Raw genomic sequence first — 25,873 nt, 5'->3', positions numbered from 1 at the left:
CGCAGGCAGTACGTTGATTTTTTTACCTCTTAAACATTATTATCGTTCTTTATTTGTTGCGCTTTTAGTCCCCCTAATCGTCGCCTTTTTACTTTGTTTGCACTTATATACTATTAAATTAGAGCGTGCTGTTGAAAAGCGCGAAGCTGACTTTAGGAATGTTTCAGCGCAGGTCAATCATGATATGGAAGCCGTGAGTAACTTATTAACGGCCATGTTTACTTTGTATAAACAGCCTCCTCATCAAGAGTTTAGCCACGTGTTGCTTAAGGGTGTTAATCAACACAAAGGTTATTACTATCATCATTTTGCTGATCAAGGCTCGGAGGTTGTTGGTAAAGGAGAATTTGCGTTATCTACACGTGCTATTTCTCAGTGGCAGCAAGTTATCGCTTTGGGACCATCGTTTAATACAACGCTTGCATTGATGCCGTCTTTATCGGCGGTTGCCTATGTTGATGATGATGGATTTGCATATGTGGCTAGGCGTAATAAAGATCAAAGTTTATTTTTGACGGAAATATTAAACGGTAAATTTAAACCCGAATTTTCGCCAAATAAGCTTTCTTCAAGCCCTATAATTAAAGTAAATGACAAAGCGTATTTTGCAATAGGTCGACAGCGAGAAATTGACTCGCACGATTACATTATTTTAATTTATGATATACAGGCAATTTCTGCTTGGTTAAAAAAGATCTCTCCAGCGAGCAGTGGAGAGTATGTTTTTATGAACCAATCACATCAAATTATCGCCAGTTCAAAAAATGAAATAGCACAAGCAACAAGGTTAAAACCTTATTGGCCTAAGTTGGCAGAACTCCATCAAAAATCAACGGTGTTAACAAGCGATAAAAACTACTTTATGCAAGCGATGGGGAATTTACCCATCCACGCTGCGTTTTATGAATCTAAATCACAATTAGTAACCCCGATTCAATACGAAATCTTATTAGAGTTTATATTTTTGACGCTATTTTTAAGTTTGATGTTTGGCGTGTTTTTTTGGTTAAGTCAGCGTATTTTTGTGAAGCCGATGACCCGCTTAATGCATTATTTAGAGCAAAATGATGAACAGCAAAGTGAACAGCTTAATTACAAAGTGCCACTGAACTGGCAACCTTGGTTTTCTAAAGTAAAGCGTGTGTTTATTAAAAATGAACAATTAGTAGAATCGTTACAAAATGCAAATAAAAAATTAGATGAACAGGTACAGCTACAATCCGAAAAATTAAAACGCAGTTACGAAGCAAAAGAGCGTCACTTAGCTTTGCTAAATACCATGCTCAATAGTGTGCCAGATCTTATTTATTTCAAAAATATCGATGGCTCCTTTTTAGGATGTAATAAAGCATTTGAAGCTTACATAGGTAAAGAGCAAACTGCGTTGGTAGGTAAGTGCATGGAAGAAATAAGTGATGATGACGAGCAAATTAGTATTCTTGAGAAGCAGGTGTTACAAAATCGCAACGATATTCAACAGCGTATAGATACAGAAGACAAATCTTATCAATTAACTATAGCTCCTTTTTATAATGAGCATCAGCAACTGTTGGGAACAATGGGAATAGGACGCGATATAACCGAGCAACAGCAAACGTTATATGCTTTAAAAGCGTCAGAATCTAAATTTAGAAGTGCAATTGAATTTGCTGCAAATAGTGTTGTATTGTTATCGCTTGAATACACTATTTTACAGGTTAATAAAGCCGCTCGAAAACTATTTGTTGGACAGCCCGTTTTAGTTGGAGAGTCACTTAAAGCACTGTTTGATAATAACCAATGGCAAGAGGTAGAGGCCACCTTGGCCCAGCTACTTGATGATAAGAAAAAAGTGTATCATTTAACCTTAGCGCAAGGAAATCTCGCTAGTTGGCTACAAATGAGTGTATCGCTTGTGTGGGACGAAAAACGCGATCCATCTTATTACGTGATCCACTTACAGGATGTAAGTGCACTTACTAAAGCGAAACACGACGCGGAGCGTGCAACTCTTGCTAAAAGCCGGTTTATCGCTAATTTAAGCCATGAAATACGTACCCCTCTTAATGCAGTATTAGGTTTACTTGATATGCTTACAGAGCAAGGGCTTACCCGAAAACAGCTAAAACAAACGGGGCAAGCTAAGCATGCTGCGCAGAGCTTATTGCTAATGCTAAACCGAATGCTTGATTTTGCTCGTGTAGAGAGTGCACAAGCTGAACTGAAATTAACGCCATTTAGCATTGTTGAGCTCATTGATATTTGTGAGAGCCTAACAGCGCCTTTGTGTGAAAACAAAGATGTTGAGTTTGTGATTGATGTAGACCCTTTAATCGCCCCAGTTTTAATATGCGATAGTATTCGTTTACAACAAATACTAGGCAATCTATTAACGAATGCGGTTAAGTTTACTAAAGCAGGGTCAATCACGCTTAAAATGGATTTGCTCAAAGATGAAAGTGCTGAGCAGGCGATTTGCTTTCGAGTGATTGATACTGGAAACGGTATAGATAAAATAGATCAAAGGCGTCTATTCGATGCCTTTACTCAAGGGGACGAATCGTCGACACGAAAGCATCAAGGCGTTGGCTTGGGTTTAGCTATTGTTAAACATGCGGTTTCGTTAATGGGCGGCGATATTGCTTTAAAAAGTGATAAAGGACATGGGAGTGAATTTTACTTTAGTATTTCACTACATGTCGATACAACACACTACTCATTACCAAGCGATACGTTGAGTATTGTTTCAGAGCAAAGTCGGGAGTTAAATCGTGTCACGGAGGCTTTTTCACAATTAGCTCGCGTTGATTTAAATGAAGCTTTAAAGTCCCCACTAAAGCTTGCAGAGACTAAACAATTAATCATAGATGCAACTGATCTTCCTATATTACTAAAGGTAAAAGCAATAAAGGATTCGTTAACGTCAAACGCCACTTCCATTATTTTGATAAATCATCAGCAAACAATAAATTTATCGACGATTGAGCCTCTAGATATCCACTATATTAAGGCTTCTGCGCTTGGTCAGCGATTGTTTAATTTAAGCTCGCATCTTGAACCTAGGTTTAAAAGTGGTGAAGTTATTTTAGATATGGGAAAAGATAATCAGGATATAGCAGGTCTCTTAATATTAGCAATTGACGATAATCAATTAAATTTAGACATTATCAATAGTGTGCTGTGCCAAGCTGGAGCTAATGTTGTTGTTGCTTTAAGTGCCGAAGAGGGGATGGAATTATTATCAGGGTTGAGACCTGATTTAATTTTAATGGATGTCCAAATGCCACATATAGATGGCTGCCAAGCAACAATATTAATCCGCCAACAGTTTGACGCAGAACAACTCCCTATTTTTGCATTAACAGCGCATTGCGAGCCGGCAGATATTGAGCGTTCCTTAGGCTGTGGTATGAACAAGCATTTAGTGAAACCCGTTGTGGCTAACGTATTGATTGAGGCAATAGCTGAGTTATCGCTCTCGAAACCTTGTTTTTTTGATAGATCATTTGCTTTAGCGCAGTTTAATTTAGACGAAACGTTACTAAATACTATGATGGATAAATTTGCTGAACTGTGTGAAACCCAGTTAGTACAAATAAAGGAGAGTACCAATGAAGTTGATTTGGTACGCTTAGTGCATAGTATCAAAGGAGTCGCAGGTAATTTAGGTTTTAAAAGACTATCATATTGTGCGCAGCAATGTGAGCAGCACCTTAAAACAGCTAATAAGATTAACGAACCTAGCGAAATTATCATGCAAGCACTTATTATGCAGTTAAAACAGGTTATTGTTTTTATAAAGGTTTAGGAGCTAAGGATGTCAAAAAAAGCGAAAGTACTGATTGTTGATGACGATCCTATCAATCGGTTAGTACTAGAGAAAACATTGAATGTTGAGCATGACGTATTTTTAGTTGAAAGCGGTGAAAAAGCGCTGATCTTTGTAGAAACAATGCAAGTTGACTTAATTATACTTGATGTAGTGATGCCAGGGCTTAATGGTTATGAAGTATTAGTTAAGCTAAAAGAAAACCCAATCACACACGCGATACCAGTTATTTTTATATCCGCTAATCACAGCCATGAAGATGAATCTAAAGGTTTAGAACTTGGTGCTATGGATTATATAACTAAGCCATTTAGCGTCTCTATAGTTCGCGTAAGGGTACGTAATCAGTTATTAATAAAGCAAAAAAATGACTTGCTAGAAATGCTAGCTTCAATAGATGGCTTAACAGAAATACCGAATAGACGTTATCTTGACGAAAACCTCTCCCGTGAGTGGCAAAAAAGCAAACGCAGTGGCTTACCTCTTTCCGTTATACTTATGGATATAGATCACTTTAAGCGCTACAACGATTATTACGGACATCGTGCTGGTGATGATTGTTTAAAAAAAGTAGCCCATGCGTTGGTTGGTCAGTGTGAGCGCGGAAACGATTTTATAGCTCGCTATGGCGGGGAAGAATTTGCTGCTGTATTACCCGAAATAGGTAAGTTGGAGGCCGTCGCATTTGCAAGTAAATTACGAAAAGCAGTTAATAGTTTAAACATAGAGCATACAGGCTCAATCAACGCTAACCACATCACTATTAGTATTGGTATAGCAACGACTGAAAGTGGCAAAATAGGCGCAGAGCAGACTCTTTTAGAAGAAGCTGACATAGGGCTGTATGCTGCTAAGGATGCAGGGCGAGATAGGATAGTCGCACGCTAAAAACTTAATATACAAAAAACGCCAATATTTATATATTGACGTTTTTCGTATCAAACGCTTTTTATTGGTTACTGCGTGATCATACCTAAAGCGGTTTCACCAATGCCCACTAACTTATCATTTTTAAATACAAGTGGCGTACATTCATCTTTCGTTGTTTTAGAATCTGAATGCTTGCTATGAGTTACATAAAAAAGTACTTGGTATACATCGTCATCTTTTTTTAATAGCTCTGTGAAATTAGGCGTTTTTAATTGCGCTAAAACAGAGTGATAACTGCTATCCATTTTTAGCTCTGATATAGCTTCACGATTATTTTTATGTTGTACTTGCCAGCTAGATGAATTCTTACCAGCCCAATGAGTCTCAGCTTCACCATCTGATACGGCAATAACACAGCCTGTTAAAAATGGAGCGATTAAAGCGGCTGCTAAAAGTGATTTTTTCATTTTTATTTACCTTAATAAGATTTTTAATTGGTTATTAGCTATGTTAAAGCAAAGAGTAGACCATATTTACAACTTGTTATTAATCAGTTTGTTAAGTGGGTTAGACTGTTTTTATTTAATAAAATATTAAATGAATTAGTAAAAACAGCCATTTTTTAGTTTATTTGATTACTACAATAAAATCATTACACCAAGCGGTTGCGTGATTCGCCTTTGGTAAATGCAGCAATATTTAAACTTACTTCATTAATTAAACGCACAATAGATTCAGTGCTTGCCCATGCTATATGTGGAGTAAGTAAAAGGTTATTACCTTTATAATTAGCAAGCGGGTTTGAAAGCTCAGCAGGTTCTTTAGTTAGTACATCAACACCGGCTCCAGCAATTATGTTTTGCTCAAGCGCTGTAGCTAAGTCGACTTCATTGATTATACCGCCGCGCGCTGTATTAATTATAATACAGCTTGGTTTCATCATTTTAAGCTCATTAAGTGCAATTAAATCACGAGTTTCATCTGTTAGCGGGCAGTGTACGCTGATTATATCGGCTATTTGAATGGCCTCTTCAAAAGGGGTTCGACCATCGCGACATGCAGCGCCTTTACGCTCGGCAATAATAACATTAGCACCAAATGCCTCAGCCACTTTAGCTACGCCTTGACCTAACGTACCACCGCCTATAATGGCAAATGTTTTGCCTTGTAAGTCGTTAAAGCTGTAATCGAGTATGCAAAACATGTCACTTTTTTGCCACGCGCCTTGCTGACAATCTGCCTGGTAGCGGTGTGTATTACCCAGTAAGTTAGTAATTAAAGAAAATGTATGCTGAACAACTGAAGGTGTGGAATAGCCTGCTACGTTAGTAACAGCAATACTAAACTCTTTAGCGGCCTCTAAATCAACATTATTAGTCCCTGTAGCACTCACACAAATAAGTTTTAATTTTTTTAATTGGCTAATCGTTTTCCGATTTAAAACTACTTTATTAGTTATTAATACATCAGCGTCTTGGCAATGTTCAATAACTTGCTCTGGGCTGGTAAGCTCATAAGTCGTTAATTTACCAAGTTGTTCAATACAAGTAAGAGACGTTTTAGCTAACGTTGCGTTATCAAGAATAGTAATGTTCATTATGAGCCCTAAAATAAGTGGATCTGAAAGAGTTAAAATCGTAAAAAAGAGGCTTACGATCCATCAAAAATCTAAAATATGGCTTAAGGTACTACGAAAGAAAGGCTTTGTTAATGGTATTACTACCAAATGACGAGAGAGTTTTGTAGTAGTGGTCTGCCCACTAGTAGGTTGAGAACATGGTATTTTGCTAGACTGATCAGTTTTTTTGCACTTATAAGCAAGCCTATGGTCATAGAAGGTAATGAAACTCGACTTTAACTAGATTTATTAGCGAGTTGCTAAGAATAAAAATCATTTTTTGGTTATTTCGCATTTTAGATTGGCTGAGTTATAATCGAATATAGACATAAACGGTACGCTTTGGTGTGCTGTTTTTTAACATTATAGATGTAGTAATGAGTGAATTAGAAGATAAGTACGCTGATATAAGACCCTATAACGATGATGAAGTTACGGCTTCGCTATCGCGTTTAATCAACGATAATGCATTTATTGATGTGATTGCAAAGTACAATTTACCGCGTTTTTTATCGGCGGTGCCCTTTATTACACGCCCGTTAGTAAGAAGTCAGTTGCGCAAAAAATGGGGAAGTGTAAGCACCGTTGAGGATGTACAAAATGAAGTTGCGCAATACCTTAATAAATTAGTAAAGCGCACTACATCAAAAGTTACTTTTTCAGGGCTCGATAAATTAGATCCAAACCAAGCTTATCTATTTATTTCTAACCACCGCGATATTGTACTCGATCCTGCATTAGTGAACTGGGGATTGTTCCAGTATAAAATGAAAACAGTGCGTATTGCTATTGGCGATAATTTATTGCAAAGACCTTATATCACTGAGCTTATGCGCTTAAATAAAAGCTTTATTGTGAAACGTTCGACCAAAGCACCAAAAGAGATGTTAAGAGCGCTGACTCAGCTTTCATCCTACATTTATGATTCACTAATAAGTGGTAACTCTATCTGGATTGCACAAAAAGAAGGGCGCGCAAAAGATGGTTTTGATCAAACAGATCCAGCGCTTCTAAAAATGCTACAGCTAAATGGTAGAAAGCAAAAGAAACAATTTGGCGATTATATTAAAGAGTTAAAAATAGTGCCTGTTTCTATATCTTATCAATATGAGCCGTGCGCTATTGCTAAAGCTAAAGAGCTTTATCATAAGCAACACCACGGTGAATACACTAAATCAGCGGGTGAAGATATCGCCAGTATTGTTGAGGGGTTTAGTGCTGCAAAAGGACATGTACATTTAGCATTTGGAGAGCCGATTGAATCGCACTGTGATAGTGCTGAGGAACTTGCAAAAACGATTGATAAACAAATTGTCGATTCTTTTTACTTGCACCCAGGGAACTACATTGCTGGTGGCTGCAAAAAAGAAGTGATTAACTCACCCGATACCATTACGTTTGAACAGCGTATGGCGAGTGTACCCGATGAACTAAAGCCATTGGTATTGGCTATGTACGCCAAGCCATTTCATCGTAAAACTGAAATTAATACAAATAACTGCGAACATTAATTGGTTAGTTATTATAAAAGCAGCAACTTAATTGCTGCTTTTTTTTTGCTTAAAAAAAACGCTATACTAAAAGTCTGATTCTTTTAATTGGTGTTCACTTTATGCAACAAATTGAAATATTTGATATTCCAAGCCCTTGCAAGAGTATTTGCTTAGTGAATAATAGAGGGTATTGCAAGGGCTGTTACCGAAGTCGTGATGAGCGTTTTACTTGGAATTCCCTGACCAACAGCGAAAAGAAAAAAGTGCTCAGTTTATGCCAGCAGCGCTATAAGCGTTACTTGCAAAAACAGCAGCAAAATACAGTATTTAATAACACTACAGAGCAGCGTGGTTTCGATTTTTAAATTTTAAATTATATTTTGCCCGCAAAGCATAGACAGTCCCATTACTATTTAATTTAGTTAATGCATGTTGTAATTTTTTAACTAAATTTTTATTTTTTTTATGTAAGTAGTGATAAATTGGGTAGATCATTAGTACTTCTTTTTCGAAACAACCGGTGGGCGAAGGTATTGATTTATTATCCATGAAAAAATCAAGTAACAAAGCACCTTCTACCTTTTTTTGAGCCAGCAAGTTCAGCTGTGTATTCATATTTTTTACTTCAATAATATTCCCCATAAAGCTTGTACTTGCTAAATAGCGTTTTTGTACTGGGTAGCCTGCTAAAATAGCTACGTTTTTTAGTTGCTCTAACGTATTAGGCTGACAAGCTTTATATAATACTAAATTAAATTGCAGTAGTTCGTAGTCAACTCTAATTAAGTTATTAAAATTGTTTTCGACACTAATATCACGGCCTAACTGCCCATCAAGGACACCATTATTAGCCGCTAAAAGTGCATTTTGGCGGTTAAAGTCGATAACATGAATTTTATGGCCAATGTCGGTGTAGGCTAGCGTTAATAACTCAAGAACATAATTTGCTTGTGGAGTGCTTTCTGGGCGGTTAAAAGTGAGGTTGTATTGATGAGCAAAACATGGTGCACTGAACAATAAATAACCTAATAATAACAAGGTGCTAAGGCGTTGATGCACTATCACTTCCAATTGTAGTAAAAATCAATAAAATGAGAGGCTGATAATAGCAAGTTGCTTACCTTTTGCCCAGTTTGTCTGAGCAGCATTTTTATAAAATTAGTGAGGAAATACTGTGAGTTTTAATTTATGTTTGTTACCGCGTGAAGAAAAATATCAAATTCAGCTCGATTATGAAGCATCATTCTGGGCATACCAAATTAAGCGTAATAAAAAAACACGTGAACAAGTGTACAACACCATTCACAGTCGCCCGATTGCTGAACAAATGTTTTTAAAGCAGCAGTTTGAACAGTATTTGGCACTGATGCTGAGCTAGGCATGTATAGGGTTGAAGTATTAGATAGAATTAAAACGCCACTTGTTAATAAATTTTATGATCAATACAGCGTCAAAGGACGGGCTAATAAACAAGATCAACTTTGGGTTGTTTATTATAAAGCGCAAATAGTTGCCGCATGCAGGTTGCAAAATAAGGATGATTTTTTATTTTTGTCGACGGTTTTCGTAGCGCCAGAATATAGGTCTAAAGGCCTTGCAAAGTTACTTATCTCAACGCTATTAAAGCGCCAAAATAAAACTATTTATACCTTTGCTTATAAAAACTTAGCAGATTTATACCATTCTATTGGTTTTAACCAAGTGTTAACATATACTCTTGCGTTGCAAGCGCTTTTTAATATTTACACACACCGCAATATCGTCGCCCTAAAGTACCCATAATAGTAAAATAACAATATGGAATAAGCATGAGCAAAGACGTCAACTGGATCATAAGTTGTTTTATCGTTTGCATAGCGATCTTAAGCTGCCAAGTAAGCGCACAAGTAAAGCGTTTATCTCCTAGTGAGGGCTTATCACAAAGCTATGTTAACACCATGCTGATTGATAATAATGGGTACTTATGGCTTTCGACTGAAGCTGGGCTTAATCGCTATGATGGTTATCAAGTACTTTCTATTAATGGTCCTAATGGTGAATTAGAGGAAGCTATTATTGATCGAATTTACCAAGATCCTGACGGTCATATTTGGATTGCATCCTTACTTGCAGGATTATTTAGATACGATCCTGCAACTGATTCATACAAGCAATTTATAACCAAACCCACCAGTGAAGAGCAAATAATTAATCAATCTGTTTTTAGTATGCTTGCCGTTGACAATAAAACGTTATGGATTGGGCGCGGTCGGGATTTTGCTAAACTTGATATTGAAAGTGGCGATATAACATCTATTTTTGAACTGCCCAGCGAATACAAAGACACCCTCATTAGAAAGTTATTTCATTACAACGGTTATATATTTATTGGCACTACTCATGGAGCTTATGTTTTTGATATTGCTAGTAAGCAAATACGGCCACTACAGCACTTAAAAGGAGAGGCTAATCATATTTATCAAAATAATGTGAAATCGTTTGCTTTAGGTGAAAATAATCAGCTGCTGGTCGGTGCGGTCAAGGGGTTATATCAGGTCGATATTAGTAATTTGTCAGGGATGTTTGAGCGCCCAGATCTAACCTTTAAAAGTAAAGTGTTGTTAGCTAATTTAAATATTTGGGAAATAGCGAATGAGCAGGGCAAGCTTGATTTAGCCACTGACAAAGGGCTATTTAAGTTTGATTTACACAGTGGCGAACTGATTAAAAATACACGTATAACAGAGAGTAAATACACACTTGCTGATACCAGTATTATTGATATGGCAAAAGATAAATCGGGTGGAATATGGGTAGCGACCAAAACAGATGGCGCATTTTATTTATCAAATGACAATTATCATTTTAATAATGTTGATGGTAGCTCAATTAGAGGCGATGGGTTATCGCATCATTCTGTTTGGGGAATTACAGAGTACAAAGATAAATTATGGCTTGCTACGCATAACGGTATCACAGAGGTTGATTTAAAAAATAATATTGGAAAGGCTTATCTAAAAAATTATCAAGTAGATTTATTAACTACCGAATTTACTGTTTATGAAGTTATGCCTTATAAAGATAAATTATGGCTTTATAGCAATCGTGGGCTATTTATTTTTGATCCCATTACGCATCAAATCAGCGAACCTAAAACAAAAAATTCAGCTAATCAGCAGCAAATAACAGGTTGGGTGCATGGTGTTACTTTAATGCCAAATGGTGATTTGTATTATGTGCATTCTGATCATGGTGTATTTGTTTATAATATTGATAGTCAAATAGTGACTCGATTAGGGGGAGAAATAGCACAGTTTGAGCCCTTTTTAGTATATGGTTTTTTACCACCACTTACTAATAAGCCAGATTCACCATTGTTTTTTAATGCGGGGATTTTATATCAAATAAACCCTGATAGTTTAGCGCTTAAGGTCATTTATAAAGTGCCTAAACAGCACGAAAACATTGCTATCAGTGTGTTGTCGTATGTAATGGATAATAATAATGTTTTATGGATATCACTATCTAACTTTGGCTTAATTGGCGTCAATGCTTCTACCTATGAGCTTGTACACACAATTGACTTAGAAAAAAATAAACTAGGTACTTTGCTTTATAATATGGTACTTGATGATGAAGGGATGATTTGGATGAGTAGCCATAAAGGAATTTGGCGACTAAATCCTAAAACGCTACATTTTCAACAGTTTACTGTATCCGAAGGATTGCTCTCTGCTGAATTTAATAGCAATGCAATGGCACAGCTAAAAGATGGCCGTATTGCTTACGGTGGTTTAAAAGGTTTTACTTATTTTCACCCGATGGAGAATAAAAACCTTCGCTCACTTATCGATCATGTCAATATCACGGGTGTTGATTTAATGTCGCGAGACCTATCACTTGATTTAAAGCAGCCACTTAACGAAGTGGTTTTAAATCATGATGATATAGGGCTAGAAGTGGCATTTTCAGCCATGGCTTTTAGCAATCAAGAACGTATTATTTACGAGTATCAACTCGATAACGGACAAAAAACGTATACACGTAATAACAATCGAGTTTTGTTCCCTAAATTAAATCCCGGTAATTATCAACTAAAAGTATGGGCGAAAGATCCGCTTACTGGTGAATATACTCCCCCAGCGATTTTAAAAATAAAAGTTAAATACCCTTTATGGCGTGCTCCATATTTTGTGGTGCTATATGGCGTGCTATTTATTGCTTTTGTGGCAATGTGGGTAATGCGCCGTAATAAAATTCAGCGCATTTTATTAGCTGCTAATAAAGAGAGTAAAGAAAGTGAAGCGCGTTTAAAAATAGCGTTAGAGGGCAGTGAATCAGGTGTGTGGGATTGGAAATCAAGTAGCCCAAGTATTTATCAGCCCCGTTTACGTGACGAGTTAGGCTACGAAAGTGAAACGGTTAATCTTGATGAATATTTAACTAAAATTCATCCACAAGATAAGCAGCTATTTCGTTTAGAGTGGTTAGAGTTTTTATCTACCGAAAAGGGGTATTTTAATTGCACTTACCGTTTACGTCACGCTAAAGGTCATTGGCGCTGGTATAAGGATTTTGGAAAAGTAGTTGAGTGGGATGGAAAAACCCCTCAAAAGGTAGCGGGAACATATACAAATATGACCCGAGAAATGGTGTTCGAAGAGCATGCCTTACTCTTTACCGCTGCATTTGAACAAACTCGAGATTGGGTGTTCATACTCGACAAAAATTTAAATATTCGCGCTTCAAATAAATCATTGCAAACAGCTTTTAATTTTTCAGCCGAGTCTTTGTCTAGTCGGTCTTTAAACTTAGGGATCTCGCGTAGCGCGCTTTTTGATTATTTACGTATCGTGCAAAAGTTATTGGTAGGAGAGCATTTTTCTTGTGAGGATAGTGTAATGCTCGCTAATGGTGAGGTGCGCCATGTATTAGTAAAAATAAGCGCGGTGGCCGATAACGATCAATCTCTGAGTAGCTATGTCATTATTTTAACGGATATAAGCGCACAAAAAACAGCTGAAAATGAGCTTCACTTACTGGCCAATTATGATGTATTAACGGGCTTGCCAAATAGGGCTCTTTTTAATGACCGTGTTGAACATGCATTAGAGCAAGCAAAGCATTATCAATGCAAAGTTGCACTGTTACATATAAATATTAAACGCTTTAAATATTTTAACGATTCATTAGGGCATGAGGTTGCAGACGAGCTAATTAAAAAAGTGGCTAAGCGATTAAAACTTACTTTGCGCCCATCAGATAGTATTGCTCGCTTTGGTGGTGATGAGTTTGTAGTGCTTGTTGAAGATATTCATCAAATTGAAGAGGTTTTATTAATATGCACCAAGTTAATGGATTGTGTGAATAAAAATATTAGTATTGGCGGGCAAGTGGTAAATGTGAACTTAAGTATTGGTATCGCTATTTCGCCGGATGATGCGCAGCAAAAAAGCGCGTTACTAAAAGCTGCCAATATTGCGCTTTACCATGCTAAAGATTCACTTGAAGGAAGCTATCAATTTTATAAACAGGAAATGAATCAGCGAGTACAAAAAGCGCTTCATTTAGAATCACAATTGACTAAAGCATACCAAGAACATGAGTTTTGTAATTATTACCAGCCGATTATCAATTCTCAAAGTTATAAAACAGAAGGATTTGAGGTATTACTGCGTTGGCCTGAAAATAAACTAGTACAAACTCAGGAGTTTTCTTTGGCCGCCGAGGGAATAGGCTTAATCACAAAAATAATGCTGCAAACATTGGCTCGTGCTTTGAGCGAACTAAAAGAGTGGCGTAAAATTTCACCCGACCTTTATTTGTCTATAAATCTATCTGCACTTGATTTTGAATTTGAAGAATTAGTCCCAGAGATAATAAAGGCATTAAGTACCGCTGGCGTGCCATCAAAAGCAATTGTATTTGAGATCACTGAATCAATACTAATGCGCGATTCAAAACATGCTTTACACAGTATGGAGATGCTTAAAAATTTAGGCTGTAGGTTGTACATGGATGATTTTGGTACAGGTTATGCCTCATTGACTTATTTAAAGCGCTTTCCTATTGATGTATTAAAAATAGATCGCAGCTTTGTGCAAGATATAGGTATTGATTACGGCGACGAGGCAATTATCCAATCTACATTGACATTAGCTCACAGTTTAGGAAAAGAATGTGTTGCTGAAGGTGTTGAAAGTTCGCACCAACTCGCCTTTTTAAAAGAGTTAGGCTGTAAGCATTTTCAGGGCTATTTATTCAGCCGACCGGTTCCTAGTCAAGACGTACCGTTTTTAGTGTCCCGCGATTGGGAGGATATATTTACCCAAAGTATGGGTAGTTAGGTTGTTGATTTAATAAATTAGGCCCCAGAGCGTGTTGACCTTTGTGGATTGAAATTTGTTCAATCTAGGGGCGATTTATCGCGGCGCGAGGTTTGTAACCTAGTGGGCTCGATAACTGCTCCTGCGTTACTCTAATGGCTTACATCCCTGTAAGAATAAGTAAAAATCGAGCAAAGTTTCCGCGTCCTGCTCACGCCCCTTACCTAAATCCATGTAGGTAACAAAGAGTTGGTTGTCCCTAGGAAGAACCCGAAGGGCAGCGCATGTTTGGCATTTATGCTGCGTTATCGCCTATTTATAGGGAATAACCATAAATAGGCTCTGACTTGTCTAAATACCAATCAGTCTGCTGAAAAATCAAGCACGAAAGGTCAACACGCCCTAGGGGCGCTTTCCACAGTTGCGACAAAATAAGTGACTATTACGTTCGTTAAGTTGAGCTTTTATTGCTTTATTTGCTTCTAGTTTACTAAGCCCTAGCTTATGGCGAAGATCTTCTAGGTGGTTACGTTGTTCGTCGTTAAGAGAGCCATCGTTGATTGTATTACCGTGGACTTGCTCATTTACAGCGTCTTCAAAAAACTGACGGCGTTTACGTAATTGCTCTGAAAAACTTGAAGCTAATAAACCTGTAGGAATCGCTACCATCCCCATGCTGAGTAAAGTAATAACGCCACCAAATAATTTGCCAAGTGGCGTTATTGGCACTACATCGCCATAACCTACAGTAGTTAGTGTTGCCATTGCCCACCACATAGCGGCAGGAATAGATTCAAACTTATCTGGTTGCACGTCGTGCTCAATTAAATAAACACCGCAGGAAGCTAAAATGAGTACCACAGCCATAATAAAAAAGGCTGCAAAGAGAGCGCTACCTTCATTTACAAAAGCTTGCAAAAGTAGCTGCATAGCACGTGAATAGCGAGTTAGCTTAAATACCCTCAAGAGCCGAAGTACACGTAAAAAACGTAAATCGAGCGGGAACAAGAACATTAATAAACTAGGTAAAATAGCGATTAAATCTATAATAGCCAATGGAGATAAAAGGTACTTTAACCGACGCTTGGTATTAGAGCCTTCAATCGCGGCATACTTGGTTTTATCCACACAAGCCCAGAGCCTTACACAATATTCAATTGCAAAAATAGCCACTGAGATTATTTCTAACATTAAAAACGCATCGTAATACTGCTGTGCAACGCTTGCTATAGACTCAATTACAATTGCCACTACATTAATCATAATTAAACTAATGAGTGCTACATCGAGTATATGACCAGCACGTTGATAATCCCCTGTGCCTTCAAATAGGCCAGCTATTCTTTGTCTTAGTGTTAGTGTTTTTTTCATTATTTAAGTTTAAGTACCATATTAATACTGCCTTCTTCAAAATCGCGGCTAATGTTAAAACCTAGCTTACGCGCAAGTTCAATCATCCCAGTGTTTTCTGGCAAGGTAATACCTTCAATTGATTCTACTCCTTGGCGTTTACAATGATTAATTGCAGCTGTCATCAGTATTCGCCCAAGGCCTAACCCTTGACAGTCTGAACGTACAACAATAGCGAACTCAGCATGTAAGTTATCGGGATCCATAATAACTCTTGATACACCTAGCGTGCGTGTTTTACCTTCAAATCGTTGACACACAATAAAAGCCATCTCACGATCGTAGTCAATCTGTGTCATTTTGGCGAGTTGATCATGATTAAACTGTGGTAGTTCACCAAAAAAACGCTTGTATCGATCTTCTTTATTAAGTGATTGATCAAATGCCTGATGTGCTTGCTCATCTTCAGGTTTTATAGGTCTAAGAGTTGCCTGTGTGTTGTTTTTAAGTGTGACAACCTCAACAAGTTCAATGGGGTAGGGGCGAATAGATAAGCGCTTACGATGACTTTGAGCTTTATAGCGGTCAAGTGTCATGGTCGCATCAAGCACTAAAAATTGCCCATTACTGGCAAGTATAGGGTTAAGCTCCATTGAACTTATATCCGGCTGATCAATAACTAACTGCGAAATACGAGTTAGTAGCGCACATAAACGGTATTTATCGACTTTTTCAGGGAGTATTCGCTCTTTTAATACGCCTTTGTCGTGCGCTGCGGCAATTAAATATTTTGCCAAGTTCATATTTAATGGAGGCAAAGCAACGGCTGCTTGCGCGTACTCAAGCCCCGTTCCTGCTTCACCTAATAAAATAACAGGGCCAAAATTGGGCTCTGTTTTAATTGCAATTCGAAGTTCATTCGCGCCGGCTCGTGACGCCATTTTTTGTAGTGAAAACCCTTCAATAATTGCATCAGGGTAAGTGTTTTTAATACGAATAAGCATCGCAAAAGCCGTCTGCTCAACTTCGTTTGCATCGTTTAGGTTGAGCACCACGCCACCGACTTCGGATTTAGAAGCAATACTTGGGCTAATAAGCTTTAATGCTACTGGAAAACCAAGCTCTATGGCTTGTTCTTTAGCTTCTGTTGGTGTGTAAGCAACTTCAGTTTGAATACATTCAATACCATAATGACTTAAAATTTGACTCGCTTGGTGAGTAGATAAGTAACTTTGTTCATCATCTAACTGTTCATTAATTATTGCTGTTGCAGCCACTTTATTTATTTTGGCATCATCGGTGTTCGACTCAGGTGTTTGCGTTAAATGTTTTTGGTTACGGCGATAAGTGACCAAATGCATAAATGCGCCCACAGCCCCTTCTGGCGTACGATATGTAGGTATTGCATGGTTTGAACACACCTTTCTTGCAGCATAGGATGCGTCTTCGCCCATAAAGTTAGTAATAACGTAAGGACGTGCCATTTTAGGGAGTGTTTGTAAGGTTTCAACAATAATATTGGCGTAGTCTTCGCTTGGTGCTAAAGCCGAAGGGGTATGAATTATCAGTAAGTTTTTAACTTCTTTTGCATGCAGTAAAATTTCTAATGCTTGCTTATAACGAGCGGGGGCTGAATCGCCAAAAATATCGACAGGGTTTGACGTAGTATCTGATTGCGGGATCACTTTATTAAGCGCCCGCCGTGTTTCATTGCTTAGTTCGGCTAACTTTCCTGAGCTTTGAATAAGCTCATCAACAGCCATTACACCTGGTCCGCCACCATTTGTTAAAATAGTAAGTTGTTCTACTTTTAATAACTTAGGATGCATAGCTAAGGTTTGTGTTGCCGCAAATAGCTCACGCAGATCGTTTACGCGTAGCATACCAGCACGCTGAAATAACGCATCGTAAACAGCATCAGAGCTTTGTTTTCCACCGGTGTGAATTTCTGCAGCGAGCGCGCCGGCGCTTGTTTTTCCTGTTTTAATTGCAATAACGGGTTTACTAAAAGCGGCGGCTCTCGCTGCTGATATAAAGCTTCGGGTATCTTCAATATTATCTATGTAGAGTAAAATAGCGTTTGTTTTAGCATCACGTCCTAAAAAATCAAGTAGCTCACTAAAATTGATATCAAGACAGTCGCCTACGGATACAAAATATGAAAAGCCAATTTCTTTATTTTTTGCCCAATCTAAAATAGTTGAACAGACCGCTGCTGATTGCGATACAAATGCAATTTTACCTGGGTTTGCTATGGTGTGTGAAAAACTTGCATTTAAGCCAATATGGGGAATCAACAAACCTAAACAATTGGGTCCAAGTAAAGTAACGTGATGAAGTTGAGCGCATGCTTTTAGCGCACTCTTTTGTTCACCTGAGAGGCCATCGGCAATAATAATGGCACTTTTACAGCCTAACTCTGCAAGTTCCTTAATAATATTTATCAAAGTATTTTTGTTTGTACAAATAACTGCAAGATCAGGCACTTTTGGTAAGTCAGCAATCGAAGAATAAGCAAGTACCCCATGTACCGCAGTATGATTTGGAGTAACAGGCATGATAGGCCCTTTAAAACCACCTTGGAGTAAATTACGCATAACCACGAAACCTGCACGGGTAGAGATATTAGAGGCGCCAATAACGGCCACGGAGCTTGGGTTAAAAAACTGACTAATTCGCTTAAGGCTCATGGTTTTTCCTTGACAGATTAAATTTTGCGTTATTAATAGTCTCAATGTACCCTGTTTATCGTATTATTTCGAGCGCGCAATTGCTTATTATTGACGTTGATCAAGGAGGCTAAAATGCAAAAAGCATCCGGTTTTTATATTGTTATAACAGCTATTTGTTTAAGTATTGGTTTAATTCGTTTTGGCTTTATTTAAAAAACCCGCGCCACGATTTAATCGCCCCTAGATTGAACAAATTTCAATCCACAAAAATCAACACGCCCAAGGAAATAATATGTCAGAGTCTAAATATGGTCAGTTTGTTTTGGCCCCACGTTCGTATTTTTTTACCGCAATAGCGAGTGTGGTGTTTGCGTTTATAGGTTTTAGTTATAACGCATGGCGTATGGAAGTAAGTGAGGATAATAACAATACACGTATTGCGAGTTTTCAAATATTACAAGAACTAGCTGAGCTTGAACTTATAGTATTTGCAGCGCATTACGATAGTAACGAAGTTGAAGGTAGTCCAAGAAAAGGGTGGGTGAAAGTTAATCTGATTCATGACTTGAGCTATTTAGCCGTCGACAAAGTACGATTAAAAGCTCAAAAATTGCAAAAAAACTGGCAAACTAATTGGCCTAATATGGTTGAGCATGAAAGTGCTGCGCAATCTATAACACATGCTATTGATAATGTACGTATAGAAGTTGTTAGTGAGTTAAAGCGCCTTGACTAAGTGTACAACTTGGGCTGTTGAACGCTGTAAGTAAGCGGCACTTAGTAAAAGAGTTGTTTCGCTAAGGTTTACTTCTTTTAATGCGTTAGCAAGTCGTTGCTTTGCATTTGGGTTTTGTTTTTGCTCTATTTCCATAAGCGCGAGTAATGCTGAAAACTCATGCTTTACTGGTGTATTTTGTTTGTGTGCGTAAGCGATATAACAAGCGACAGGGGTGAGTCCTTGTTTATTCGTCTGTGCTAGAGCTTTAAGTAAGTCGTCGTTAGATTCAAATAACATTAAAGATCGCACATAATTAAAAGGTAATTTTTTTGAATCGGTATGTTTAAATACATTATGTAGTACGTTATTCCCCTGAATGTCTTGTGCTAAAAAGCCTTTGTTTATTCTCAGTGCTGGCGTAAAAAAACTCAATGCATCAACACTTATTAATTGGTTAACAAAAGGTGTTGGCGGCATGTTGTTTGTTAAAATACGGATAGCGATATTTTGCATAAAATCATATTTTATACTCAAGCGCTGAGCACTTTCATATAAGTGATTTAGCTGCAGAGTTTGTTGAGCTGGCGTCAACTGTTTAAAGTCGTTATCGAGCTCATTTAACTGCTGCTTTGAAATGCGTGCGTTAAGTAATTGTATGCTTAAATCCATTATATTCTCCATCGCTAAGGGCTTATTTACTCTAGCTTAAACTCCTGCTATATAAAACAAAAAGGTCGCAAATGCGACCTTTTGTATTTATAACGACGGTATTAAGCTTGTTTACTTGCTATCCATTCGTTAACAAAGTTTTCTAGTACATTTAATGGTACTGGGCCATTTTTAAGGACAACGTCGTGGAATTGACGAATATCGAACTTATCACCAAGCTGCTTTTTAGCATCTTCACGCAGTTCTAAAATCTTAAGCATGCCTACTTTATAAGCCGTTGCTTGTGAAGGCATTACAATGTGACGCTCAACCATTTTAACACCATCAGATGTAGCATTAGGTGTATTATTTACGTAGTAATCAATACCTTCTTGACGAGTCCACTTCATTGCGTGGATACCCGTATCAACTACTAAACGACAAGCACGCCATAATTCCATAGAAAGACGGCCAAAGTCTGAGTATGGGTCTGAATACATACCCATTTCTTTTGGCACTAATTCTGAGTATAAACCCCAACCTTCAATGTAGGCTGTGTAGCCACCAAATTTACGGAACTTAGGCACGCCTTCTAACTCTTGCGAGATAGCTATTTGCATGTGATGACCCGGAATACCTTCATGGTAAGCCAATGCTTCCATTTGATAGGTTGGCATTGCTTCCATATCATAAAGGTTGGCGTAGTAAACACCTGGGCGTGAACCATCTGGCGCAGGCTGTTGATAAAATGCTTTACCGGCTGCTTTTTCTCGAAACGCTTCAACAGCTTTAACTTTCAGGTCCGCTTTTGGCTTAACAATGAATAGCTCATCAAGGCGAGACTTCATTGTGTCAATAAGGCCCGTTGCTTCGTCAAGATAACGCTGCTTACCTTGTGCAGTGTTTGGGTAGTAAAATTGCTTGTCAGTTTTCATAAACTGCATAAACGCTTTTAAATCACCTTTAAAGCCTACTTTATTTTTAATTTCACGCATTTCATCATGAATACGTGTTACTTCAGATAGACCAATCGCATGAATATCTTTAGCCGTTAAATCGGTCGTTGTTGTGCGCTTAAGTGCATTGTTATAAAACGCTTCACCTTCAGGTAACTTCCATGCGCCATCACGGTCGTCAGCACGCTTTTCTAGCTGCGCTAGGTAATTAATAAGCTTAGAGTAAGACGGTTTAACTGCCGATTTTAATGCGTCTGATGCATCGTCAATTAGCGAATCTTTTTCGACTTGGCTGATTTCAAGCGCAGTTACTTTACGTTTAAAATCGGCAAGCAGGGTAGAGTCATCGCCTTTTTCAAACGGTGCGCCTTTAATGATATTTTTGCTTGAATCAATGACGTGTGGAAACACAAATTTAGGTGCAATAATATTTTTTTCTGCACGTACATCTAGATCAGTAATAAGTTGATCAATAACAGCGGTTACACCATTTAAGCGTGAAATGTAGTCTTTCGCTTCTTTTACATTACTAACTTGGTGTTGATTGATCAAAAATGCAGGGATCATCGAGTGAGTGCCAAACATTTGATTTACTGGGTAGTTATGGTTGCGCCATTTAAAGTCAGCAATAGAACTTTCAAGATCTTGTTTTTTTAAGTCGTAGCTTACCTTTGTTGCATCATCTAATAAATCACGATTGATTGCTGTTAGTGCCACTAGGTCGGCTTTTGTTTGTGCAAAATCTTTAAGCTTTCTTTCTTCGCTGCCATCATCCCATTTATCGTAATCTTGCTTAATGCCCATATACGTTTGGTACACAGGGCTGCTCATTACGTCACGGTTAAATGTGTCTTCAAAAAACGCATTTGCTTTGTCTATTTCACTTTGTTGTGATTGCACCGCTTGAGTTTGTACTATAGGAGTCGTAGTTGATTGCAGTGGTGCTTGTTGGCAACCAGCAAGAAGTGCAGTGCTTATAGCCGCTGCAATAAAAGTAAGTGTACGCATTGTTTTCCCTTTTGTTATTAGAAACCCATTAGGGTGTTTTTATATTGTTTTATTTAATTACTAAATACTACACAAATAATTCTAGCAGGTCGTTTAAAAAGCGATGACCTTTTAATGTTACCTGCCAATAGCTATCTGTTTGAGTCAATAAACCTTTGTTAATAGCTTGGTTTAATGCATCTTGCTGGCTTAGCAATGGCAGTGTCGTTAATTTATTAAAATCGGTAATTGGGCAAGGTTCAACAAGGCGAAAGCGATTCATAAAAAACTCAAATGCTAAATCATCTTGCTCTACGTGCCAGCTTTTGTACATATAGGGTTTAATTAAATCCATATAGCCGCGTGGATGTTTAACTTTTTCAGTGCGCGTAATAAGCCCTGTATTTTCATCAGTAACCTTACCATGTGCGCCGCAGCCAATACCAAGATAATCGCCAAAACGCCAATAATTCAAGTTATGTTGGCATTGATAGCCAGCTTTTGCATAGCCCGATATTTCGTATTGTATGTAACCCGCTTGCGCGAGTAGCTCGACCCCTTGCTCTTGAATGTCCCACAGTGTTTCATCTTGAGGAAGGGTAGGGGGCTTTGACGCAAACTGCGTATTGGGTTCGATAGTTAACTGATACCACGATATATGAGGAGGATCGAGCGCAATGATTTGCTTTAGATCGCTCAGTGCATCGTCAAGAGTTTGCCCCGGTAAGCCATGCATTAAATCTAAGTTAAAGCTATTTAAACCCGCTTCTTTGGCTTGCTGCGCAGCGTAGTTTGCCTCGTCGCTGCCATGAATTCGACCAAGTGCTTTTAGCTTGTCGTTTTGCATGCTTTGCACGCCAATTGAAATTCGATTAATGCCCGCTTTTACGTAATCTTTAAAGCGGCCTGTTTCTACTGTGCCAGGGTTCGCTTCAAGGGTGATTTCGCAGTGTTCTTCAAGACCAATTAAGTTATCAACTTCATTAAGTAAGCGGGTGTAAGCTGCACCTGTTAATAGGCTAGGAGTGCCGCCACCAATAAAAACACTATGAATTTTACGCCCTTGCACTAAGTGCAAATCCGCTTTTAAATCATCAATTAAATGCTGAACATACTCAGCTTCAGGTATTTCGCCTTTTTGTCCGTGGCTATTAAAATCGCAGTACGGACATTTTTGCACACACCAAGGCACGTGCACATATAAGCTCAGAGGTGGAAGATTCACAGGCCGCCTTTTTGCTTTAGTTCTAGCAGTAATTTTTGCAATGCTTGGCCGCGATGGCTTACTGCATTTTTTTGCTCTTTTGTAAGCTCTGCACTGGTACAATTAAGTGTAGGCACAAAAAAAACTGGATCGTAGCCAAAACCACCGTTGCCATTTTGAGTTAATGTGATCTCGCCTTCCCAGCTAGCACTGCAAACCAGTGGTGTTGGATCGCTTGCGTGGCGCATTAGTACCAGTACGCACCAAAATCGTGCGCTACGAACTGGGTTATCACCTAAATCAATCAGTAGCTTATCAATATTATCTTGATCGCTAGCTTGCGCGCCCGCAAAGCGAGCTGAATAAACACCAGGCGCACCATTTAAGCCATCAACTTCTAAACCTGAATCGTCGGCAATGGCCGGCATACCAGTAATTTTAGCAGCATGACGCGCTTTAATAATGGCATTTTCAATAAAAGTAGTGCCCGTTTCGGCCACGTCGCCCACGTTAAAATCACTTTGTGGAACCACATTAATTTCAAGTGGACGCAGCATGTTTGCTAGTTCGTTAATTTTGCCAGGGTTGCCAGTGGCGAGTACTAAAGTTTTGTTCATAATGTATTTAATCTACGTAAAATTTTTGTTGAAACTGTAATTTTTGAAATTGACTACTTTGTTGAATTTCAATTTCAAATCGTAAAATTTCTTCGTTAGTGTAATCAACTTGGGCAAGGTAATAAATTGAGTCACCTTCTTTTACTTCTTTAAAAGTAAGCGTTTGTTTGTTGCCAAGTAGGTTTCTAGCTGTACCAGTAAGCTTTGCCGTTTGTGGTGTGTTGTCGGCATCATTTTTTAAAATAGAAATATTTACAATACCTTTATAACCACTACGTTCAAGGCCATATGCTTTTGCTATTTTTGGTTGAATAAACGTAGATGGGAAGGCAATGTAATGCACTTGCCATGGGCCAAGTTCTTTATATTGTGCACCTTGCATTTGTTCGCTGTGCGCATTAAACGCAAGTGCTAAAAAGGCAATAAAACAAAATTTAATTAAGCGATTCATTATGTATTCCTTAAAACATATAAAAAAGAGGCCTTTGGGCCTCTTTTAGTTAAAATTTATATTAGGCTAAAAAGTCCATAAGCAGCATTTGCAAAAATTGAATACCAATAATAAGCACTAAAACAGATAGGTCTAGTCCGCCCATTGACGGTAAAATTTTACGAATTGGTTTTAGCATTGGTTCAGTAAGTTGATGAAAAACCGCTTCAATAGGGTTATAGCCTTGGCTAACCCAACTTAAAATAGCGCGAATAATAAGAACCCAAAATATTAAGTTAAGGCCTTCTTTTAGCACCGTTATAAATGCTTGAATGAGTACAGGTTGTATTGCCCATGCGCCATACATAACAAGCATTAAAGTACTTATTTTGGCTATTGCGACAATAAATGCCAGCAATAGTGAGGCTAAATCAAGCCCTCCAAATCCTGGAATGATTTTGCGCAGAGGCTTTACTGCAAACGAAGTGGCTTTAACCACAAACTGGCTCATTGGATTGTAAAAGTCGGCTTTTGCCCACTGCAGCCAAAAGCGCAGTAATACCACCATTAAAAACAAATCAAACAGGGTACTGATTAAAAATTGCATGGCATTCATAGTGTAACCTTCAATAAAAAGTAATTTTAAAGTTCTTTTTCCATTTGCATCGCACGGGCGATACATGCATCCATTGCATCGCCAACCGTTTTCGTCAAGCCTTGCTCTTTTAAATGCTCAACCGCTGCGTGGGTAGTACCGCCCTTAGATGTTACGTTTGAGCGTAACTGCGAAATACTAATATCAGGCTGGCTAAGTGCCATTTCCGCTGCACCTAATGCTGTTTGTTGGACTAAACGACGTGCGTCTTCATTATTAAACCCTAGCGCTTTGGCTTTTTCTTCTATGGCTTCCATAAACAAGAAAAAATAAGCAGGCGATGAACCTGTAACCGCAATAATATCGTTTATTTGTGATTCGTGTTCAACCCATACAACAATGCCCGTACATTCAAACACCTGTTGTACAAACTCGTGTTCGCTTTGCGTTTCATCTGCGCCATATAAGCCAGAGACGCCACGGCCTAATAAAGACGGCGTGTTTGGCATACAGCGTATCATTTTAACGTCTTGACCTAGCATTTCGCGTAAACGTTTTACGGTTAAACCCGCAGCAACAGAAATAAATAGTTTGTTACTAAAGTCTACACCCGATTCTTGAAACGATTGACATAGATCGCCCATCATTTGTGGTTTAACAGACAAAACAATTACATCAGCATCGCGCAGGGCTTCGTTATTGTCACTGGTGGTTTGCACCTTGAAGTCGGCTGCTACCTTTGCAAGCTTATCTTGGTTGCGGTTAGTCGCAATGATATTATTTGCGTTAAAACCGTTTTTCACCATGCCACCAATAATGGCGTAGCTCATATTACCCGTGCCTATAAATGCGATTTTTTTATCTGACATAAATCTGTTATCACCTTTTAAGTTCGTGTTCCAAAAATGTCTGTGCCGATCCTTACCATCGTTGAACCTGCACTTATTGCTGCTTCAACGTCGTTGCTCATACCCATCGACAAAGTATCTATATGAGGATATTGGGTCTTTAGTTTATCAAAGCAAGTTTGTAATTGCTCAAAATATTGAACTTGCACCTGCGTAACAGCTGTTTTTGCAGGAATTGCCATCAGTCCACGTAGGGTTAAATGTGTACATTGCTCTATAAATTGAGCTAATTCAGCAATTTCATCAGGGTGACATCCTGACTTTGCTTCTTCTGCACTGATATTTACTTGAATAAGTACATTAAGTGGCGGCATTACTTCAGGGCGCTGGCTGTCTAACCGCTTGGCTATTTTTAGTCGATCAACACTTTGCACCCAATCAAAATTGCTAGCCACTAAGGCACTTTTATTTGATTGAATAGGGCCAATGAAATGCCAAATGATGTCGCTATATGCGTGTAGTTGAGCTATTTTATCTACAGCCTCTTGAACATATGACTCACCAAATTCGCGTTGACCGTGCTCGTAAGCGGCAATAATATCTTCGCTTGGTTTAGTTTTAGACACTGCTAGCAAAGTTATTTCGTTGTTATTTCGTTGTGTGTTTTTTGCAGCCACTGCGATTCTAGCGTAGGCGGATGTGAGTCGTTCTGCTATTGTAACCATATATTTATCAGTTAGTTGTGGAGTCATAA

General features: G+C 38.3%; 20 protein-coding genes and 1 pseudogene. 8 read left to right on the top strand and 13 right to left on the bottom strand.

What is annotated here, in order from left to right; all coding sequences use genetic code 11:
• Positions 1-13: 13 nt before the first annotated feature.
• Positions 14-3,828, top strand: a pseudogene (locus PALI_RS02985) (ATP-binding protein).
• Positions 3,797-4,696, top strand: a complete 900-nt coding sequence (locus tag PALI_RS02980; RefSeq protein ID WP_182702933.1) for a GGDEF domain-containing response regulator — start codon at positions 3,797-3,799, stop codon at positions 4,694-4,696. Before PALI_RS02985 ends, PALI_RS02980 begins: the two are co-directional and overlap by 32 nt.
• 68 nt (positions 4,697-4,764) lie before the next feature.
• Here PALI_RS02980 and PALI_RS02975 read toward each other — a convergent pair whose 3' ends face one another.
• Positions 4,765-5,145 (bottom strand): DUF3192 domain-containing protein, encoded by a 381-nt coding sequence (locus PALI_RS02975; protein ID WP_182702932.1) that lies wholly within the window; start codon positions 5,143-5,145, stop codon positions 4,765-4,767.
• A 185-nt stretch (positions 5,146-5,330) separates the two neighbouring features.
• Positions 5,331-6,275, bottom strand: coding sequence for a D-2-hydroxyacid dehydrogenase (locus PALI_RS02970; RefSeq protein ID WP_193154872.1), 945 nt, complete (start codon positions 6,273-6,275; stop codon positions 5,331-5,333).
• A gap of 398 nt (positions 6,276-6,673) precedes the next feature.
• Here PALI_RS02970 and PALI_RS02965 point away from each other — a divergent pair, with 398 nt between their 5' ends.
• Both PALI_RS02965 and PALI_RS02960 read left to right on the top strand, forming a co-directional pair.
• Complete coding sequence (locus tag PALI_RS02965) at positions 6,674-7,807, top strand: 1-acyl-sn-glycerol-3-phosphate acyltransferase (RefSeq protein ID WP_193154871.1); 1,134 nt, start codon at positions 6,674-6,676, stop codon at positions 7,805-7,807.
• Between the two features lie 101 nt (positions 7,808-7,908).
• Positions 7,909-8,154 (top strand): DUF1289 domain-containing protein, encoded by a 246-nt coding sequence (locus PALI_RS02960; RefSeq protein WP_193154870.1) that lies wholly within the window; start codon positions 7,909-7,911, stop codon positions 8,152-8,154.
• Here PALI_RS02960 and PALI_RS02955 read toward each other — a convergent pair.
• Complete coding sequence (locus PALI_RS02955) at positions 8,126-8,848, bottom strand: transporter substrate-binding domain-containing protein (protein ID WP_077536938.1); 723 nt, start codon at positions 8,846-8,848, stop codon at positions 8,126-8,128. The two genes, PALI_RS02960 and PALI_RS02955, sit on opposite strands and share 29 nt — an antisense overlap.
• Positions 8,849-8,963: 115 nt before the next feature.
• Between PALI_RS02955 and PALI_RS02950 the strand changes: the two genes are divergently transcribed.
• The 3 genes from PALI_RS02950 to PALI_RS02940 are packed head-to-tail and all read left to right on the top strand — an operon-like array spanning position 8,964 to position 14,115.
• A complete protein-coding gene (locus PALI_RS02950; RefSeq protein ID WP_077536939.1) occupies positions 8,964-9,167 on the top strand; it encodes a DUF3283 family protein in 204 nt (67 codons plus the stop codon).
• Between the two features lie 2 nt (positions 9,168-9,169).
• Entirely contained in the window at positions 9,170-9,571 is a 402-nt protein-coding gene (locus PALI_RS02945) for a GNAT family N-acetyltransferase (protein ID WP_182702928.1), read from the top strand.
• 26 nt (positions 9,572-9,597) lie between these two features.
• Positions 9,598-14,115, top strand: a complete 4,518-nt coding sequence (locus PALI_RS02940) for an EAL domain-containing protein (protein ID WP_193154869.1) — start codon at positions 9,598-9,600, stop codon at positions 14,113-14,115.
• Positions 14,116-14,496: 381 nt separating this feature from the next.
• Here the strand turns inward: PALI_RS02940 and PALI_RS02935 are convergent, their stop codons facing one another.
• On the bottom strand, positions 14,497-15,465 hold the full coding sequence (locus PALI_RS02935) for an ion transporter (RefSeq protein WP_193154868.1): 969 nt from the start codon (positions 15,463-15,465) through the stop codon (positions 14,497-14,499).
• On the bottom strand, positions 15,465-18,134 hold the full coding sequence (locus PALI_RS02930) for a bifunctional acetate--CoA ligase family protein/GNAT family N-acetyltransferase (protein ID WP_193154867.1): 2,670 nt from the start codon (positions 18,132-18,134) through the stop codon (positions 15,465-15,467). The genes PALI_RS02935 and PALI_RS02930 overlap by 1 nt, the downstream gene beginning before the upstream one ends.
• Before the next feature lie 274 nt (positions 18,135-18,408).
• On the opposite strand from PALI_RS02930, the gene PALI_RS02925 reads away from it, so the two are divergent.
• A complete protein-coding gene (locus PALI_RS02925; RefSeq protein ID WP_138586162.1) occupies positions 18,409-18,852 on the top strand; it encodes a hypothetical protein in 444 nt (147 codons plus the stop codon).
• Here the strand turns inward: PALI_RS02925 and PALI_RS02920 are convergent.
• The 8 genes from PALI_RS02920 to PALI_RS02885 form a co-directional block, all read right to left on the bottom strand.
• Positions 18,835-19,503 (bottom strand): hypothetical protein, encoded by a 669-nt coding sequence (locus tag PALI_RS02920; RefSeq protein WP_138586161.1) that lies wholly within the window; start codon positions 19,501-19,503, stop codon positions 18,835-18,837. The genes PALI_RS02925 and PALI_RS02920 overlap by 18 nt on opposite strands.
• 101 nt (positions 19,504-19,604) lie before the next feature.
• Entirely contained in the window at positions 19,605-21,446 is a 1,842-nt protein-coding gene (locus PALI_RS02915) for a DUF885 domain-containing protein (protein WP_193154866.1), read from the bottom strand.
• Between the two features lie 67 nt (positions 21,447-21,513).
• On the bottom strand, positions 21,514-22,650 hold the full coding sequence (gene hemW, locus PALI_RS02910) for a radical SAM family heme chaperone HemW (protein WP_193154865.1): 1,137 nt from the start codon (positions 22,648-22,650) through the stop codon (positions 21,514-21,516).
• Positions 22,647-23,246: an RdgB/HAM1 family non-canonical purine NTP pyrophosphatase gene (rdgB, locus tag PALI_RS02905; RefSeq protein WP_138586158.1), complete on the bottom strand. Its 600-nt coding sequence runs from the start codon at positions 23,244-23,246 to the stop codon at positions 22,647-22,649. Before rdgB ends, hemW begins: the two co-directional genes overlap by 4 nt.
• 7 nt (positions 23,247-23,253) lie before the next feature.
• On the bottom strand, positions 23,254-23,697 hold the full coding sequence (locus PALI_RS02900; RefSeq protein ID WP_138586157.1) for a DUF4426 domain-containing protein: 444 nt from the start codon (positions 23,695-23,697) through the stop codon (positions 23,254-23,256).
• A gap of 61 nt (positions 23,698-23,758) precedes the next feature.
• Complete coding sequence (locus PALI_RS02895) at positions 23,759-24,292, bottom strand: YggT family protein (RefSeq protein ID WP_077538936.1); 534 nt, start codon at positions 24,290-24,292, stop codon at positions 23,759-23,761.
• Between the two features lie 26 nt (positions 24,293-24,318).
• The gene (gene proC / locus PALI_RS02890; RefSeq protein WP_138586155.1) at positions 24,319-25,140 is read right to left on the bottom strand and encodes a pyrroline-5-carboxylate reductase; all 822 of its coding nucleotides are present in this window, start codon (positions 25,138-25,140) and stop codon (positions 24,319-24,321) included.
• A 17-nt stretch (positions 25,141-25,157) separates the two neighbouring features.
• On the bottom strand, positions 25,158-25,871 hold the full coding sequence (locus PALI_RS02885; RefSeq protein ID WP_138586154.1) for a YggS family pyridoxal phosphate-dependent enzyme: 714 nt from the start codon (positions 25,869-25,871) through the stop codon (positions 25,158-25,160).
• Positions 25,872-25,873 lie beyond the last annotated feature (2 nt).

Source organism: Pseudoalteromonas aliena SW19 (genome assembly GCF_014905615.1).
Classification (GTDB): Bacteria; Pseudomonadota; Gammaproteobacteria; order Enterobacterales; family Alteromonadaceae; genus Pseudoalteromonas; species Pseudoalteromonas aliena.
This window is presented reverse-complemented; position numbering and strand designations above follow the sequence as displayed.